At 44.4% G+C, this 16,940-nt stretch carries 13 protein-coding genes; 7 read left to right on the top strand and 6 right to left on the bottom strand.

From position 1 onward, the window contains the following. Positions 1-416 precede the first annotated feature (416 nt). A complete protein-coding gene (locus AB4484_RS12240; RefSeq protein ID WP_372078407.1) occupies positions 417-1,577 on the top strand; it encodes an HD-GYP domain-containing protein in 1,161 nt (386 codons plus the stop codon). A gap of 132 nt (positions 1,578-1,709) precedes the next feature. On the opposite strand, the gene gnd is transcribed toward AB4484_RS12240, so the two are convergent. The 5 genes from gnd to AB4484_RS12215 form a co-directional block, all read right to left on the bottom strand. Continuing rightward, positions 1,710-3,158 carry a decarboxylating NADP(+)-dependent phosphogluconate dehydrogenase gene (gnd, locus tag AB4484_RS12235; RefSeq protein WP_017059712.1) on the bottom strand — a complete coding sequence of 483 codons (1,449 nt, stop codon included), beginning with the start codon at positions 3,156-3,158 and terminating at the stop codon, positions 1,710-1,712. 28 nt (positions 3,159-3,186) lie between these two features. After that, the gene (gene pgl / locus AB4484_RS12230) at positions 3,187-3,903 is read right to left on the bottom strand and encodes a 6-phosphogluconolactonase (RefSeq protein ID WP_048606936.1); all 717 of its coding nucleotides are present in this window, start codon (positions 3,901-3,903) and stop codon (positions 3,187-3,189) included. Beyond that, the gene (gene zwf, locus AB4484_RS12225; RefSeq protein WP_048606938.1) at positions 3,900-5,402 is read right to left on the bottom strand and encodes a glucose-6-phosphate dehydrogenase; all 1,503 of its coding nucleotides are present in this window, start codon (positions 5,400-5,402) and stop codon (positions 3,900-3,902) included. The genes pgl and zwf overlap by 4 nt, the downstream gene beginning before the upstream one ends. Before the next feature lie 410 nt (positions 5,403-5,812). Further along, positions 5,813-6,508: a response regulator gene (locus tag AB4484_RS12220; RefSeq protein WP_372078405.1), complete on the bottom strand. Its 696-nt coding sequence runs from the start codon at positions 6,506-6,508 to the stop codon at positions 5,813-5,815. Positions 6,509-6,577: 69 nt separating this feature from the next. After that, positions 6,578-8,230 carry an ATP-binding protein gene (locus AB4484_RS12215; protein ID WP_372078403.1) on the bottom strand — a complete coding sequence of 551 codons (1,653 nt, stop codon included), beginning with the start codon at positions 8,228-8,230 and terminating at the stop codon, positions 6,578-6,580. A gap of 617 nt (positions 8,231-8,847) precedes the next feature. Between AB4484_RS12215 and AB4484_RS12210 the strand changes: the two genes are divergently transcribed. The 6 genes from AB4484_RS12210 to AB4484_RS12185 all read left to right on the top strand — a co-directional run bounded on the left by AB4484_RS12210 (position 8,848) and on the right by AB4484_RS12185 (position 16,258). After that, positions 8,848-9,075, top strand: coding sequence for a hypothetical protein (locus AB4484_RS12210; RefSeq protein ID WP_009846577.1), 228 nt, complete (start codon positions 8,848-8,850; stop codon positions 9,073-9,075). A 215-nt stretch (positions 9,076-9,290) separates the two neighbouring features. Beyond that, positions 9,291-10,736, top strand: a complete 1,446-nt coding sequence (locus AB4484_RS12205) for a TolC family protein (RefSeq protein WP_372078401.1) — start codon at positions 9,291-9,293, stop codon at positions 10,734-10,736. A gap of 3 nt (positions 10,737-10,739) precedes the next feature. Further along, positions 10,740-11,714 carry an HlyD family secretion protein gene (locus tag AB4484_RS12200; protein ID WP_372078399.1) on the top strand — a complete coding sequence of 325 codons (975 nt, stop codon included), beginning with the start codon at positions 10,740-10,742 and terminating at the stop codon, positions 11,712-11,714. A 7-nt stretch (positions 11,715-11,721) separates the two neighbouring features. Beyond that, a complete protein-coding gene (locus AB4484_RS12195) occupies positions 11,722-12,975 on the top strand; it encodes an ABC transporter permease (RefSeq protein WP_372078397.1) in 1,254 nt (417 codons plus the stop codon). After that, complete coding sequence (locus tag AB4484_RS12190; RefSeq protein WP_372078395.1) at positions 12,972-14,144, top strand: ABC transporter permease; 1,173 nt, start codon at positions 12,972-12,974, stop codon at positions 14,142-14,144. Before AB4484_RS12195 ends, AB4484_RS12190 begins: the two co-directional genes overlap by 4 nt. Before the next feature lie 572 nt (positions 14,145-14,716). Beyond that, positions 14,717-16,258 carry an alanine/glycine:cation symporter family protein gene (locus AB4484_RS12185; protein ID WP_333912790.1) on the top strand — a complete coding sequence of 514 codons (1,542 nt, stop codon included), beginning with the start codon at positions 14,717-14,719 and terminating at the stop codon, positions 16,256-16,258. A gap of 143 nt (positions 16,259-16,401) precedes the next feature. Here AB4484_RS12185 and AB4484_RS12180 read toward each other — a convergent pair whose 3' ends face one another. Continuing rightward, the gene (locus tag AB4484_RS12180; RefSeq protein ID WP_372078393.1) at positions 16,402-16,629 is read right to left on the bottom strand and encodes a hypothetical protein; all 228 of its coding nucleotides are present in this window, start codon (positions 16,627-16,629) and stop codon (positions 16,402-16,404) included. Between the last annotated feature and the right edge of the window lie 311 nt (positions 16,630-16,940).

Raw genomic sequence — 16,940 nt, 5'->3', positions numbered from 1 at the left:
TCAAGGCAACTAAAGGCCTTGAATTTACTCTAGAACACCGTCATCACTGACCATTTCTAGCTCAATCACTTGGGCATTACATCCATTGCCCTTATTTATGCCTTTATGATGGCATAAAGCATACTCGTTATCCTATTTATCTTTGAAATTAATTTCGAATTGGTCACTTAACACCCTACCTTAGCTCGCTATACAGACTAAGCACATTCTGCAAACAAACCTTCACCCCAAAGGTTATGAAACTGGTTCAACTTAACAAAACCTACGGTAACCGTATGCAAAAACCATATATTTAGTGATGACATTAAAGTTTTTCAGTACGCAGTATTACAATTTAATAACACAGTGCTATGGTTTTATTGAATATCGAAACGGTAAAAAACCCGATTAAACAATGACATAATTATAATTAAAGGTTGGCTTGCCACATGTTTGACTACTCCAATTTCAGTAGAGCAGCGGCCCAAGACAAAGACATCGTCGCCATAGTCGATGATCTCTTCCAGCTAGCTCGTGAACACTACCCCATATTATCTCGGCTATCCGTGGTGCTATGCAGTGAAAATAAAGCATCGAATTATTTTGTTTCAGATTCACTGTGTCAAAACGCCAAGCATCACTACATCGAACAGGAGATCAAACCCAACTCTGCTTTGAGTCGTCTGGCTGAATCATTGGAAACAAGAATTGTTGATGACCTCTCTTTGATGAATCCGACTAAGCAAATCTCTCATCTACTCGAGCTTGGTCACCAAAGTAGCTACACCACTCCAATCCACTACCAAGAGAGTAACCTCGGGTTCGTTTTCATCAACGCATCATGCACTGACTTTTTTGCTAAACAGACAATACAAAGCGACATCGCGTACCTCACTCAAGCTATTTCGAACCTGTTTGTGCAACTCTTCGAACGTCAGCGACATTTTCAGTCCTCATTAGCAATCGCCCTAAACATGGGGCACGCACGTGATCCTGAAACCAAAGAGCACCTGATTCGCATGGGAAAATACAGCGAGCAGCTGGCACGTACGCTTTCGCATAGTAACAATGAGATTACCCACCAATTCGTTCACCGCATTCGCTTGTATGCCCCGTTTCACGATATTGGTAAGTACCGAATCCCAGACAAAGTGCTCTTCAGTACTGAGCGTTTTTCGGAAGAAGAAAGAAACATCATGAACAATCACACGATATATGGCGAAGAGATGATTGATGACGTGGTTGCCCTTTCCCACCACAGCTCAATGTGTAGCGAAGAAGTTCAGTTCATCAAGAATATTGTACGTCACCATCATGAACGGTTTGATGGCTCGGGATTGCCAGATGCGCTCATTGGAGAAGCGATTCCACTGGAGGCAAGAATTGTCACACTAGCGGATGTGTTCGATGCTTTACTGAGTAAACGAGCTTACAAACACGCATGGTCAGCATCTAAGGTAATGGACTACATTGAAGCGCATACTGGGCTGATGTTTGATCCAGAGTGTGTGTCTGCGCTGAAGCAAAACCTTGATTACTTCATGTCGATACGAGAGCAATACAGTGATGTGCAAAGTCCACAAGCTGCGCTCGCTTAACGGGTTGTATTAAATTTACTTTACGTGACTCTCTTGCAGAACCAACAAAAAAGGATGCCAATCGGCATCCTTTTGTTTTCTAGTCTACAGCTGATAAGAACAACAAGGTTCTTAACTGATTCTAACTAACGATTATACGTCGTAAGTTGTAGAAGCAGTGTCGCCGCCTGTACCAGTCCAGTTTGTGTGGAAGAATTCACCACGTGGACGGTCAGTACGCTCGTAAGTGTGAGCACCGAAGTAGTCACGTTGAGCTTGAAGCAGGTTCGCTGGTAGACGTGCAGTTGTGTAACCGTCTAGGAAAGATAGCGCAGAAATCGTACATGGCATTGGGATACCAGACTCTAGAGATTTCGCTGCTACTTTACGCCATGCCACTAGGCTGCCTTGTAGGATGTTTTTGAAGTACTCGTCAGAACCTAGGAACGCGATGTCTGGGTTTGCTTCGTACGCATCACGGATGTTGCCTAGGAATGCAGAACGGATGATACAACCACCACGCCACATTAGCGCTACGTTACCGTAGTTTAGGTCCCAGCCGTTTTCGTTCGACGCTTCACGCATTAGCATGAAACCTTGAGCGTAAGAAATGATCTTAGAAGCCAGTAGAGCTTGACGTAATGCATCAACCCACTCTTGCTTGTCGCCTTCAACTGGAGTGATTGTCTTCTCAAACAAAGCTTCAGCTTCAACACGTTGGTCTTTAAGTGCAGACAGGCAACGAGAGAATACAGACTCAGAGATTAGAGTCAGTGGGATACCTAGGTCTAGTGCGTTGATACCCGTCCACTTACCTGTACCTTTTTGGCCTGCAGTGTCTAGGATCTTCTCAACTAGCGCTTCACCGTCCTCATCTTTGTAGCCAAGGATGTCAGCAGTGATTTCAACTAGGTAGCTGTCTAGCTCAGTCTTGTTCCAGTCAGCGAATACTGCTTGCATCTCGTCAGCAGACATACCTAGGCCATCTTTCATGAACTGGTAAGCTTCAGTGATAAGCTGCATGTCACCGTATTCGATGCCGTTATGTACCATCTTAACGAAGTGACCAGCACCGTCGTTACCAACCCAGTCACAACAAGGCTCACCAGCGTCAGTTTTTGCAGAGATACCTTGGAAGATTGGCTTAACCGCTTCCCAAGCTTCAGCCGCGCCGCCTGGCATGATTGAAGGACCGAAACGAGCACCTTCTTCACCACCAGATACACCAGTACCGATGAAGTGGATGCCTTTCTCACGACAATGCGCTACACGACGGTTAGTGTCTGGGTAGTTAGTGTTACCACCATCAATGATGATGTCGCCTTCGTCTAGAAGTGGGATTAGGTTTTCGATGAACGTGTCTACAACGTCACCAGCACGAACCATAAGCATCACTTTACGTGGCGCTTCTAGCTTCTCAACTAGCTCTTCTAGAGAGTAAGCACCAACAATGTTAGTACCTTTAGCTGGGCCTTCTAGGAACTCGTCTACTTTAGCAGCAGTACGGTTATGAGCCACAACTTTGAAGCCGTGGTCGTTCATGTTTAGGATAAGGTTCTGACCCATTACTGCTAGGCCAATTACACCGATATCACCTTTCATTATTTTATCTCCTTGCGGCTATTCGCACTTATGCGATAGCACTTGCTGCATTTGAATCTAGGAACCACTCTGTTTCGCCAGTTTTAGACTGGATTTTCGCTGCCGGGTAAGGCAGTTCTGAAGCAGGAGTTGTATGAATTTCTTTAACGATCTCAACTTTACCTGCACCCAGTACTAGGTAGCTGATTCGTTTTGCTGCTTCTAAAACTTTCGCTGTTTTAGAAACACGGATTTGACCAGACTCAGGGTGAGAAGCTAATACAGATAGGTTCTCATCTTGGTAGTTGGTTGCACCCGGGAATAGTGAAGCTGTGTGGCCGTCTGCGCCAACACCAAGCAGAATCCAATCGAATACAGGCGTGCCGTTTTCTGTTGGGATTACGTCTGCCATCTCTTTTGCGAAACGCTCTGCTTCTGCTTTTGGTTCATCTTCACCACGGATGCGGTGGATGTTTTCAGCAGGAAGGTTTACTTGAGTAAACAACAATGCATTCGCTTCACCGAAGTTGCTTTCAGCATCGTCTGGTGCAACGCAACGTTCGTCGCCCCACCAGAAGTGAAGGTTATTCCATTGAATACCTTCGGCGTAAGGCGCCTGTGCTAAAAGCTTGAAAAGCATTTTTGGCGTGCTGCCACCAGACAGTGAAATGTGAACAGGTGTGCCCTGCTCGCTGTATGCTTTCATTTCATTTGCTAGGTTTTCAACAACCAATTCAGGCGTTGCAAAGATCTTGTGATTGATCATAGTTCGCAGTAATCCGTGTCTGTTAAGTTTTTGCATGGGAAACGCCATGCGCGGCCATCACGTTGCAGAAGTTCATCTGCTTCCTGTGGGCCCCAAGTACCACAAGCATAGCCAAACAGTGCTTGAGGATCTTGCTTGAAGTCTAAGATTGGTTGAACGTACTTCCAACATGCTTCTACCGCATCGGTACGTGCAAACAGAGTCGCATCACCGTTCAGTGCATCAAGAAGAAGACGCTCATAAGCCGTCAGCATCTGAGTTTCAGGCAAGTCAGAGTAAGAGAAGTTCATTTTCACTTCTTTTGCTTTGAAGCCTGCGCCTGGCTCTTTCAAACCAAAGCTCATCTGAATACCTTCATCCGGTTGGATGCGGATAATCAGCTTGTTCTCTGGTGCATCTTGACCAAATACTGGGTGTGGCGTGTTCTTAAAGTGAATCACGATTTCAGTCACACGTGTTGGTAAGCGTTTACCTGTACGTACGTAGAAAGGAACACCATTCCAACGCCAGTTATTGATGTGAGCTTTCAAGCCAATGTAAGTCTCGGTACGAGAATCATCCGCTACACCATGCTCTTCACGGTAACCTAGTAGGTGCTGACCACGAACATCTGATGCTGTGTACTGACCTAATACTAAGTCTTTACGCAGATCATCTTCTTCTAATGGTTTCAGACACTGAAGCACTTTAACCACTTCATCACGAATAGAATCAGCGTTAATTTGTGCAGGCGGCTCCATACCTACCATCGCTAGCACTTGCAGCAGGTGGTTTTGGAACATGTCGCGAACTGCGCCAGAACCGTCGTAGTATCCGCCACGCTCTTCAACGCCAAGGAACTCAGCACCTGTGATTTCAACGTAATCAATGAAGTTACGGTTCCACAGTGGTTCAAACATCGCGTTTGAGAAACGAAGCACTAGAAGGTTTTGAACCGTCTCTTTACCAAGGTAATGGTCGATACGGTAAATCTGGTGTTCTTGGAAGTGATGATGGATCTCTTCATCCAACGCTTGAGCTGATGCTAAGTCGTAACCAAATGGTTTCTCGATGATCAGACGACGCCAGCCGTTCGATTCATCGTTAAGGCCATGCGCAGCAAGGTTTGCTGGAATCACACCGTATAGGCTTGGCGGGGTTGCCAAGTAGAACAGTGTGTTATGGTTTTCGAATTGGTAGTCTTGCTCAAGCTTGTCTAGACGTTGTGCTAAACGAGCGTAGTCGTCTACATCTGAAGTGTTGATCGCTTGGTAATGCAGATGTTCAATAAATGCATTCAGCGTCTCTGGTTCAGTTTTTTCCATTTCCTGAAGAGACTTCTTCAGCTTCTCACGGTAAGACTCATCGCTGTACTCAGTACGGCTCACTCCAAGAATCGCAAAGGATTCTGGTAGTTGATTGCTAGCATACAGGTGGTATAGAGCAGGAATTAACTTGCGGTAAGTTAGATCTCCCGACGCACCAAAAATAACGATGCTGCTGTTTTCAGGTATTACCATCATCTTTCCTATAAAAACAAGGTTTTTAGTATTCGCCAAAGGTATCAGCGACATACGAAAATAGATAATAGGTCTTAACTATTACATCAATAGTAAGCGCCTATTAAATTTGAGAATGCGTTTGGTAAACGAGGGTGAAAGCTATCACCTCTATTCGGGACAGTATTGTCTATGACTATTTGATTTACATCAACCACTGTGAAAGCAATCGATTAAATATTGACTCATTTCGAACAATTTCTAATCGATAGCTCCATTCATTTGACCCGAGGGAGAAGCAAATCGGCATTCTCAAACAGTGTAGTCAAGAAAGAACGGTATCTGGTCGGTGGAGTGAGCAATAGGAAAGGGAGAAAAAGGTAAAACCAGCTTATTCAACTGGCTTTATAATTATTTTGATGGTGTCGTGTTTATCTTTGCGCTTTGTTGTAACAGCGCTCCGGGCGACCCACGGTACCGTAATTTAAGTCCGCGACTAACTCACCAGTGGTAATCAAAAATTCTAAATAGCGTCTGGCGGTGGTTCGGCTAGCACCAATTCGTTCTCCGGCTTCATCGGCGGTAATATTAACGGCATCAGCTTGCTGAAAAATGGCTCTGATCTTATCCAACGTTACGCCATCAATGCCTTTGGGTAAGGTTGATACTTTTCCAGAGTCCGCTTTGGCATTGGCTTGCAGCATCTTATCAACCAAACCTTGATTCAAATCCGACACACTTTCAAACTCTTGCTGTTGAGATTGATACTTTTTCAGGGCCGCTTCCAAACGAGGGAACATTACTGGTTTCAATAGATAATCGACCACTCCACCGCGCATCGCCTGCTGCAGCGTATCCACATCCCGAGCAGCAGTAATCAAGATAACGTCGCAGCCTTGATTGCTCCCTCTTACGTGATTAAGAATATCGAGCCCACACCCGTCCGGCAAATACACATCCAATAACACCAAATCCGGTTTTAAGATGTCCAATTGCAAGAGCGCTTCAGACTGTGTTGTGGCAATACCGACCACGTCAAAGCCACCCATCTGTTCTAAATAACGATGGTGTAGCTCTGCAATCGCAATATCATCTTCAATGACCATGACTCTCGTGATTGCGTTCATTTATGTTCTTCCTTTAACCATGCTTTTTCCGTCACGATGATCTTCGCAAGATCGATTCGTGCTTAATTATTATTGTTCTTCTTTTGGCAGATAAACCGTCATTCGCGTGCCAAAATCGTGGTTGTCGACCATTTCAAGCTGCCCTTGATATCGGTCTGCCAGCTGCTTTATCAGATACAAACCCACACCACGATTTTGCTTCGCTTTGCTCGATACGCCTTTTTCGGTGAGCGCTTTGGTCGCCAACTCTTTCGGCAAACCGCACCCTTTGTCTTCTACTTCTACGATAATTTCATTACCAAAATCACTGATTGAAACTTCAATAACCCGACGCGCTGGCGCAATTTTACCCTCGTGCTTAATCGCCGTCATCGTGGCATCAAAGGCGTTATCAATCAGGTTGCCAAGAATTGTGACAACGTCATCCGCGTTTAACCAGCTAGGCAGTGCTTCAAGCCTTGAGCCTTCTTCAACTTTAAGCTCTAAACCAATTTCTCGCGCGCGCTCCGTTTTCCCAAGGAGCATACCTGCAATGAGTGGGTCTTTAACGGTTTCACGCAAGAACTCGATCAAGCTTTGATAGTGCGCGGTTTCTTGACCAATCAGTTGCTGGACTGAATCCAGCTCGCCCATCTGGATCAAGCCGCTAATGGTGTTGAGCTTGTTTTGATGCTCATGGGTTTGTGAACGCAGTAGATCTGCATACTCTTTGGTTTGTGAGAGCTGGTCGGTTAAATCGTTGATTTCATCGCGTAATCGGAAACTCGATACCGCCCCGACCACTTCACCTGCCACTATAATCGGGCTTCGGTTAGCAATGATTCGCTTATTGTTTAAATACAACTCAACATCGTGGTCTGTGTCGCCGGTTGATAGTAGTTGTTCTAAATCACTGCCTGGCAATACATCAGAAAGGCGCTGTTGATTGAGTGCTTTATCCCTGTCTATCGATAAAATATCGCAGGCACTCTTATTAATAGAACGTAAAATACCGTGCTTATCAATGCTCAGAATGCCCTCTTTCACGGTACTCATAGTTACGTCTAACTCAACATACAACCGGCCTATCTCTTCAGGCTCAAAGCCTAAAATAGCGCGTTGAAAACGACGGGATACATAACTCGAAATCAAAGCGTTGACCGCAACCACCAGCAACGCCATCACAATCAAAAAGGCTAAGTAAGGTTCGATTCGATCTTGTAAAGAATCCAATAAGTAACCAACTGACACCACCCCAATAATGGTCCCTTGGGTGTCTTTTACCGCGGATTTACCACGAACTGAGAAACCAAGCGACCCTTTGGCCGTCGACACATAAGACTCGCCCAATACCAATGCTTTTTGGTTATCGCCACCACGCATGGGTTTACCGAGCCTGTCATCATAAGGGTGAATCAGGCGGATACCTTTATCATCTCCCACAACGATAAACGCCGCGCCAATGAGCTGGGTAAGGTTACGAAACTTAACTTGGGTTTCTTCAGACAAAACGTAGGGAACGCCATTAGGGTCCAACGTTCCATTTTCTTGAATAATGCTGGTGACAAGTGGCGATTCAGATAGAAATTCAGCAACACCTAACGCTTTCAAACCCATCTCTTGTTCTTGAGATTGTTTGATGTAGTAAAAACCAGCCGCTGCAAGAATCAAAAGTTCGACGAGGCCAGTGACCGTCATGATAATCAGTAACCTTTTACGGAAACTGATACTGCTCCATTTCATATTCCACCGTCCCTAGTGTTAGACGATCAATGTTAACACCAAGTTAATCGCATGACCTTTCTAGGGACGTGAATTTGTGACTGCTACTCAACTAAATAATTGAGCAGATTGTTAATTGATAATCCTTTACGTTGTTCATTTCGATTAATCGTTCATTTTTAGAACGGATTAGCTTAAAAACCAAAATAAACGAATAAATATTGAGCTAGATCACTAAGCTTTTAGGTGTTTTTTAGGTTGTTTAAAATAAATACAATTATAATAGTTGCATATGAAGAAGTTTATTGTTGCTAAGCCATAGTCATGATTTTCAGACCGTGCTTTAAATCGAAATTTCGATTAACAAAATGGCAACAACCCTTCGTTCGCTGGACGTATCTATAACTAAAAGTTGCACGCTCGCCGCTACGGTTGCTGAACAAACAGGTTATCTATCTAACCTCATTCACACATCCTTATTTACACTATCGGCCAACATGACAACTCAGAGGCGCCTGATCAAATCAGCGCCCAATAATAAAACATTGATGAGCAGGAAGTATCGATCAGTGGCAACGTCCAATAGAAACAGGATAACAAACATAACGTATAAACATTGTTGAAAAGGAAACAAGGCAATGAAACGCGATAACTTTGGAATTTGTCTTACTAAGACTATGCTGTTCAAACACTTACAATCGACTTTTACTCACGTAAGAGCCTATGAGAAAGATGGCACCTCCCCTCTCGATCTCAAGGTATTGTTAGCATTCCCGCAAATGTCAGGTAGAGATTTATTACAAACAATGCAAGGTTCAAGACAATTGGTATGGCGCGCCGATCACCATTGTCCTAGCTTTAAATAAGCCACTTCATTTTGTAAAAACACTTCTATACTGAACTTAAAGAGCACGCTTATGCGTGCTTTTTAAGTTTCATTTATCTTTGATATTCACGTCACTCAATCTTATTTACACTTGATTAACGAGTTATGAGAATTTCTATTCATATGAGACAATCTATTCAAGACAAATGACTATCGCCCTGTTAACATTAGAGTTAATACTCTAATTGGTATTTAATGCAGATGACCAAACCAAAATTCCGATACCTTGCGATCGCCAGTATGCTTCTCGGCACTATGGCTTCGCCAGGCTATGCAGCTCCGCTCACTTTTTCTGAAGCGTGGCAAATATTGCAAGAAAACAACAACTCACTTGCGGCTCAACAAGCCAACGTTGAACGTTATCAACACCTTCAGAACTCAACAAGTAGCCTCAACCTTCCTTCTATTACCCTAGGGGCTAACTACACGCATCTTGATAGTGACGTAACCATCAATGGTGAACAGTTTTCAAACAGTTTGAGTGGCGTACCAAATTTGGGGGCTATTGGCGGGATTCTTCAGCCCATATTAGGTGGCGTTACCTCTACCATTACCGAACAAGATATCTTCAGCTCTTCCATTCGCGCAGTGTGGCCCATTTTTACAGGTGGTCGAATTACCGCAGCACAAACAGCAGCTGAAGGTAAAAGCGAAGAAGCGCAAAGCCAACTGTTGATGGAGAAACAAGCTCGCTACGAAGACTTAAGTAAGTATTACTTCTCGGTGATCTTAGCGGAAGACGTCGTGAGAACGCGTCAAGCCGTTGAAGCAGGCTTAACTCAGCACCGTGATTTCGCCATCAAGCTTGAACAGCAAGGACAAATCGCCCGAGTAGAACGTCTACAAGCCGATGCTTCCTTAGATAAAGCCATTGTTGAACGCGCGAAAGCTCAGAACGATCTTAAAATTGCTCAATTGGCGCTGACTCAGATCCTTGGTCAAAGTGAAAGTGTAGAACCCTCTGAACAACTGTTTATCAATAAGAACCTGCCTCATATGGACGTGTTCATTGACCAGACACTCATGACCTATCCCGGCCTTAAGATTCTTGATGCAAAAGAGAAACAAGCAAGCAGCTTAATTAAAGCCGAGAAAGGTAAATACTACCCAGAAGTTTATCTTTATGGTGATTACAGCCTGTATGAAGATGACTCTTTAGCCAGTGAAATGAAACCCGATTGGCTGGTTGGCATCGGTGTGAATGTGCCACTGCTTGACACTTCAGGCCGTTCAGACAAAGTCGCCGCCGCTCACAGTGCCGTATCACAGGTTCAATTCCTTAAGTCACAAGCCAAGCAAGACTTAACCGTATTGGTACAAAAAACTTACCTTGAAGCAAACCAAGCGATTGAAGAGGTTCAAGGCCTAAACTCAAGCTTGTCTTTGGCTCAGGAAAATCTATTACTTCGTAAAAAAGCCTTCACACAAGGGCTCTCTAACTCATTAGAAGTGGTTGATGCAGAGCTTTATCTTGCGAGCATTAAAACCCAGCAATCTGCTGCTCGCTTCAAATACCTAATCTCTCTCAACAAGCTGTTAGCGCTAACCAGCGAAATGAATGCTTACTCAAGTTACTTAACCTCTTCTGTTCCGTCTGATTTCGACTCAAAAACAGACACCGTTAGCCAGTCAAAAGGATAATTCATGAAACCTATTAAGCCCCTTCTTCTATCTTTAGTTGGTATCGGCGTTATTGCCTGGGTCGGATACAGTTTCTATCAAGCTTATCAACCTCAGCCGGTTAAGCTTCAAGGTCAAATCGATGCGCAGCAATACAGCATCTCATCGAAAGTACCTGGCAGAATTGATGAAATATTCGTGCGTAAAGGTGACTCAGTTGAAAAAGGCGAATTGATCTTCTCTCTACTAAGCCCTGAGATTGATGCGAAGCTAGAACAAGCAAAAGCTGGTCAGAAAGCCGCTGGTGCATTAGCACAAGAAGCAGAAAATGGCGCGCGTACTCAACAGATCCAAGCCGCTAAAGACCAGTGGTTAAAAGCCAAAGCAGCTGCCGACCTGATGGACAAAACCTACCAACGTGTAAACAACCTTTACAACGATGGTGTGGTTGCCGAACAGAAGCGTGATGAAGCCAAAACACAGTGGCAAGCGGCGAAGTACACCGAAAGCGCTGCGTTCCAAATGTATCAATTAGCGCAAGAAGGTGCTCGTGACGAAACCAAAGTGGCCGCCGCTCAAAAAGCGTTAATGGCAGCGGGTGCGGTAGCGGAAGTTGAAGCTTACGCAAAAGACACACAGATCCACAGCTGGTTTAATGGCGAAGTCTCTCAGGTGCTATTAAGCAGCGGTGAACTGGCACCACAAGGCTTCCCTGTTGTAACTGTTATCGACACCAAGGATGCTTGGGCTGTGCTCAATGTTCGTGAAGACATGCTTAAGCATTTCGAGAAAGGCAGCCAGTTTGAGGCGTACCTACCGGCTCTGGATAAATCATTAACTTTCCAAGTGACTCACATCGCCGTAATGGGTGATTTCGCAACTTGGCGCTCAACAGACGCAGCACAAGGCTTTGACTTACGTACTTTTGAAGTAGAAGCGCACCCTGTCGATACGAGCGAAACACTGCGTATGGGCATGAGCCTAGTGGTTGAGCTTTAGGTGACTTATGTCTGCTAACTCTCAATATACTGGCTCGCAATCTAGAGGCGCGCAATCAACTGAGCATCATAGAACGAAGAATACCTTGCTTAGGCAGTGGGCGATTGTCCGCAAAGACAAATGGTTGTTGTCTTGCCTAACTTGGATTCCTTTGCTGCTTGCTGCCAGTATCTGGCTGATTTTTTCACAAGGGATCGCTCGTGACTTACCGGTCGCAGTGGTTGACCTTGAGCACAGTCAAATCTCGCAACAGTTCACACGTCTTGTTGATGCATCACCAACGCTGCAAGTCACTCAGAAATACAGCTCTGCGAGTGATGCGGCGAAAGCGATGATCGAACGCGATATCTATGGTTATGTTGTGATACCAAGACACTTCGACCGAGACCTTCTGCTCGGCTTGAATCCGCAAGTGTCTGTATTCTATAACAGCCAATTTATCTTAATCGGTAAGCTGGTGAACTCTGCGTTGCTGCAGGCTCAAGGGACTTTTAACGCGCAACTTGAAGTCGTGAAACAGCTGTCACACGGTGATACCACGGTGCAATCCGCATTAGGCCAAGCAGTAACAGTGCAAAGCCAGATCACGCCGCTGTTCAACAAGAACACCAGTTATGCTCAGTTCTTGGTGTCTGCGGTTATTCCTGCACTATGGCAAATCATGATTGTGGTGGGCACGATATTGGTTTTGACGGCAAACGTCAGAGCTCGTGGCCTTCACGCTTGGTTATCCAATGCCCCTATGAAGTCACTCGCATCAACATTAACGCCCTACCTTGTCTTGTTTTTGATGTTTGGTATCGCGTTTAGCTTTTGGTTCTATGTGCTCTTAGACTGGCCATTTAACGGCAGCTTTGTGACATTGACCATTGCCCAACTGCTTACCGTCATCAGCTGTATCATCATGGGTTGTTTGTTTTTCTTCTTAACACTTGATCCTGCAAGGGCGATGAGTTTCGCTGGCGCATTTACGGCACCAAGTTTTGCGTTCATGGGTATTACCTTTCCAGTAACAGACATGAACACGGCAGCTCAAATTTGGAGAAGCTTATTGCCCGTGAGTCATTACATCGAAGTACAAACGGCGCAGTCTAGTTATGGTGTGAACGCAGCACAGTCGCTGATCAGCCTCTCTTCTATGTTGTGGTATGCGGTTCCTGCATTGGTGGTTATGTTGTTAATTAAGAAACATCTAGCGCAAGCATCACTCTCAGCTAAAGCACAAGATGCACAAGAAGCAGAACAAGGAGTAAAACGATGAGCTTTACTCAACTGCTCAAGCAAGAACTCTTAGCGGTACTGCGCAACCCTGTCGTGCTTCTTACAGTATTTGGTGGTGTGGTCTTCTATTCATTCTTGTATCCATTGCCTTACGCGAACCAAGTTCCTCAACAACTGAAAGCTTCGGTTGTGAACTTGGATAAGAGTCAAAGCAGCTACCAATTAGAGCGAATGGTGGATGCCACCTCTCAAATCGAATTGGTCCGTCGAGACTCCACCATCGCCGATGCAAAACAAGCCGTGCTTAACCAAGAGATTGGCGGCTTCCTTGTCATTCCAGAAGACTTCTATAAAGACTTGCTGCTCGGTAAGAGCCCGACACTTTCTTACGCTGGTGATGCTTCTTACTTCTTGGTCTACGGAACCATTATTGAAGGGCTTGCCAAGGCCGGTGGTACGTTAGCTGCGCAAGTTAAGGTCAGCCATTTGTTAGTCGAAGGTGTGCCTTTAGAATCGGCAGCCAAAGGCTACAGTGCATTCAGCTTGAACCTGAAACCAACGTTTAATAGTCGCATGGGATACATCGATTACGTGGTTCCAGCCGTCTTTGTGTTGATCCTGCAACAAACCTTAGCCATGGCTTCTGGTTTAGTAGGTGCAACCCAAAACGCTCAATCGACATTTGGCTACTGGAGTAAGACCTCTCCAGCGAAACTGATGCTTGCCCGCTGTTGTACCTTAGTCGGCATTTATTACTTGTTGTCGATGTACTACTTCGGCGCTAGCTTTTCGATGTATGGGATAAACCAGCTCGCCTCAACAACACAGATCTTAACCTTACTTCTGCCCTTCTTACTGGCCAGCTGTTTGATCGGGATTTTTATTGGTGAGTTAGTGCCACGAAGAGAGCTAGTCACGGTTGTAGTGTTAATCAGTTCAATGCCACTGATCTTCTCTTCAGGTTTTATCTGGCCAGTTGAAATGATACCTGAATGGTTAGTTCTATTATCACAGCTGTTCCCAAGCACACCGGCTATCCAAGGTTTCTTAGCACTTAATCAGATGGGTGCATCTTGGCAAGAGGTGGCGTCTCAATGGACATTACTATGGGGACAGGTTTTATTGTGGGGTTCGTTATTGGCACTTAAGCTCTACCACAAATCCAGTAAAGGCACAGTTGGCAATAGCAATAGTCATCGAGCCGTTTAGTTTTATGTTCTAGCGGAAAGTATTCATGCTTTCCGGTCATCAAAAAAAGCTCTGATAAAGGGCTTTTTTAATATCCTCAGATCCGAACACACCTTTAGCCTTCGAATGTTTAAACACCGCCAAAACATATCGAATACTCGAATTCTCCTACGTTCCCTCTATGTCCCCCCTATGTCCCGACAGCCCATCACTCTGAATTCTCCTTCATTCGCCTCTATAACAGCTGCTGCATATGCTTTTCTCAGCAAAAAAAGCATCGACTTATTCCCAAATGATGACAAAACCCGAACAATTGTAAATTTATTGTAAAAATTTCTTTGTTGGCATTATTTTTATGTATAGGATTATCAGTAGGGCTTGGCATCCCGAATACCATAGTCTTATTGGTGCACATACCAAAAGGATATCCATATAAAGCAAGATCAGTACTTATATTTATTTCGTTTTTCGACCTAGCTACAGCCGTTTATGTTGCCGTCGAATGAAGTAGATATACCGCTGAAATATACAAATCAAATAGAAAACAAACACAACAGCAACAAACATAATTTATTAAAAAGACAGGGAAAACCATGAAAAACATACGTGAATTATTTTTTGGGTTTATATTATTGTTTAGTTCCAGTGCATTTGCAGAAGAAGGATCATTTAACCAAACTATCAGCAACTTAAGTCAAAGTGTTGATGGGTTTTTCAACGAATACACAGGTTGGTTCGTTGGGCTGATATTTAAAAGTGTACCGATTGGTGAAGCTAACTTCCCCGTGATTGTTGGCTGGCTCTTGCTCGCTGCGATCATCTTCACTGTTTATTTTGGCTTTGTTCAATTTAAACGTGTCGGCATGGCGATAGACATTATCAAAGGTAAGTATACCGATCCTAACTCTAAAGAGGACGGCGAGGTTTCTCACTTTCAAGCGTTAACAACAGCGCTTTCTGGTACTGTCGGGCTTGGTAACATTGCCGGTGTGGGTGCGGCACTTGCGATTGGTGGCCCTGGCGCGACATTCTGGATGATCTTGTGTGGCCTTCTGGGTATGGCTTCTAAGTTCTGTGAGTGTACTTTAGGTGTGAAATACCGAACTATCCTACCTTCAGGTGTTGTTTCGGGTGGTCCAATGTACTACCTAAGCCAAGGTCTGGGTGAAAGAGGTTTAGGCGGACTAGGCAAAGTGCTCGCTATTGGTTTCGCATTAATGTGTATTTTGGGCGCATTGGGCGGCGGTAACATGTTCCAAGCTAACCAAGCACACGCCATGTTAACTTACGCATTTGATGTACCAAGTGAATACGGTGTGATCACTGGCCTTGTACTTGCCTCTTTAGTTTTCTCTGTGATTGTTGGTGGTATGCCTTCTATCGCATCGGTAACGGAAAAAGTTGTTCCTTGGATGGCTGCTCTGTATATCGGTATGGCTCTGATTGTTATCGGTTCTAACCTTGATCAAGTTGGCCCTGCGTTCAGCGCAATCTTTACAGGTGCATTTACTGGTGAAGGTGTTGTTGGTGGATTTATTGGTGCGTTAATTCAAGGCTTGAAACGTGCAACGTTCTCGAACGAAGCAGGTGTAGGTTCAGCAGCTATTGCTCACTCAGCGGTTAAAACAAAAGAGCCAATCACCGAAGGTCTAGTATCACTATTAGAACCGTTCGTTGATACGGTAATCATTTGTACAATGACCGCATTGGTTATCACTATCGCTGGTTTAAACGTAGGTCCATTCGATGGTTCTGGTTTAACGGGTGTAACGCTAACGGCAGCATCTTTTACTGAAACGGCAGAAGTATTCAAATACACACTCGCTCTCGCGGTAATCATGTTTGCGTTTTCTACCATGATCTCTTGGTCGTACTACGGTCTTAAAGCTTGGACTTACCTATTTGGTGAAGGCAAAACAACGGAGCTGATTTTCAAAGTGATGTTCTGTGTGTTTGTTGTTATTGGTGCCACGATTCAATTTGGTGCGGTAATCGACTTCTCTGATGCAGCTATCTTTGCGATGTCTATCTTCAACATTCTTGGTCTGTACTTCTTGATGCCAGTTGTGAAGAAAGAACTCCAATCGTTTGTTGCTCGTGTGAAATCAGGCGAAATCAAAACGTATGAGAAATAACGTTGAGTGGAATGAGGTTTTGCTCTAATAGCTAACTGGATTCTAAGAAACGATACAGCTCTAAAAACGAAACTGTTCTAAAAATTTTTGTAAGACCCTTTGCGTGAGAAAGCGAGAACAGGATTGCAACTTTTCCAAAATCCCTACCAGCTTGGCTTGTGGGGATTTTTTATGTCTGAATGATTAGGCAAGTTGCTATCTTCAATGCCCTGCTCACTATTTTCGCCCTTTTCACTCTTTTCATCATCGTGTTCAACCTCGACACGACGAACCAACTCCTCTACTTCGATCATCTCTTTTTGCGCTAATGGAGAGCGACAATCATCGAAACAATAAGCTATGGTGCAGTTCTCACAAAGATACTCTGGCATCACTCCATCCCTTGTCGTCAAAGCAGCCAAATGCGAGTGAGCAATCGACTGCGTGTTCATCCTGAACAACACTATTATGCAGCGACTCTGATCTGAAAATATGTATGCAAAGTCATTTAATAGACAACAAGTGACATATCATTGTGGATATACGTAACTATTCACAAATATCTAAGTAAACAATGAAAACACTTAAATAATCAATAATGAGAAAGCACCGGATCTATGCTCCCGAGAAAACGCAAAACGCCCACATCACGTGTGTGATGTGGGCGTTTCAATATTTACTGTAAAACTACCTTTGGGTTGGT

The organism is Vibrio sp. 10N.261.46.A3 (genome assembly GCF_041472995.1).
In the GTDB taxonomy this organism is placed as follows: Bacteria; Pseudomonadota; Gammaproteobacteria; order Enterobacterales; family Vibrionaceae; genus Vibrio; species Vibrio coralliirubri.
Note: the sequence above shows the minus strand (reverse complement) of the source record. Positions and strands in the feature narration are given on the sequence as shown.

What these genes read in the sequence shown, in the direction of transcription:
- gnd (WP_017059712.1), bottom strand. Translation starts at nt 3,158, where the DNA reads ATGAAAGGTGATATCGGTGTAATTGGCCTAGCAGTAATGGGTCAGAAC.
- pgl (WP_048606936.1), bottom strand. Translation starts at nt 3,903, where the DNA reads ATGATCAATCACAAGATCTTTGCAACGCCTGAATTGGTTGTTGAAAAC.
- zwf (WP_048606938.1), bottom strand. Translation starts at nt 5,402, where the DNA reads ATGGTAATACCTGAAAACAGCAGCATCGTTATTTTTGGTGCGTCGGGA.
- AB4484_RS12220 (WP_372078405.1), bottom strand. Translation starts at nt 6,508, where the DNA reads ATGAACGCAATCACGAGAGTCATGGTCATTGAAGATGATATTGCGATT.
- AB4484_RS12215 (WP_372078403.1), bottom strand. Translation starts at nt 8,230, where the DNA reads ATGAAATGGAGCAGTATCAGTTTCCGTAAAAGGTTACTGATTATCATG.
- AB4484_RS12210 (WP_009846577.1), top strand. Translation starts at nt 8,848, where the DNA reads ATGAAACGCGATAACTTTGGAATTTGTCTTACTAAGACTATGCTGTTC.
- AB4484_RS12205 (WP_372078401.1), top strand. Translation starts at nt 9,291, where the DNA reads ATGCAGATGACCAAACCAAAATTCCGATACCTTGCGATCGCCAGTATG.
- AB4484_RS12200 (WP_372078399.1), top strand. Translation starts at nt 10,740, where the DNA reads ATGAAACCTATTAAGCCCCTTCTTCTATCTTTAGTTGGTATCGGCGTT.
- AB4484_RS12195 (WP_372078397.1), top strand. Translation starts at nt 11,722, where the DNA reads ATGTCTGCTAACTCTCAATATACTGGCTCGCAATCTAGAGGCGCGCAA.
- AB4484_RS12190 (WP_372078395.1), top strand. Translation starts at nt 12,972, where the DNA reads ATGAGCTTTACTCAACTGCTCAAGCAAGAACTCTTAGCGGTACTGCGC.
- AB4484_RS12185 (WP_333912790.1), top strand. Translation starts at nt 14,717, where the DNA reads ATGAAAAACATACGTGAATTATTTTTTGGGTTTATATTATTGTTTAGT.
- AB4484_RS12180 (WP_372078393.1), bottom strand. Translation starts at nt 16,629, where the DNA reads ATGCCAGAGTATCTTTGTGAGAACTGCACCATAGCTTATTGTTTCGAT.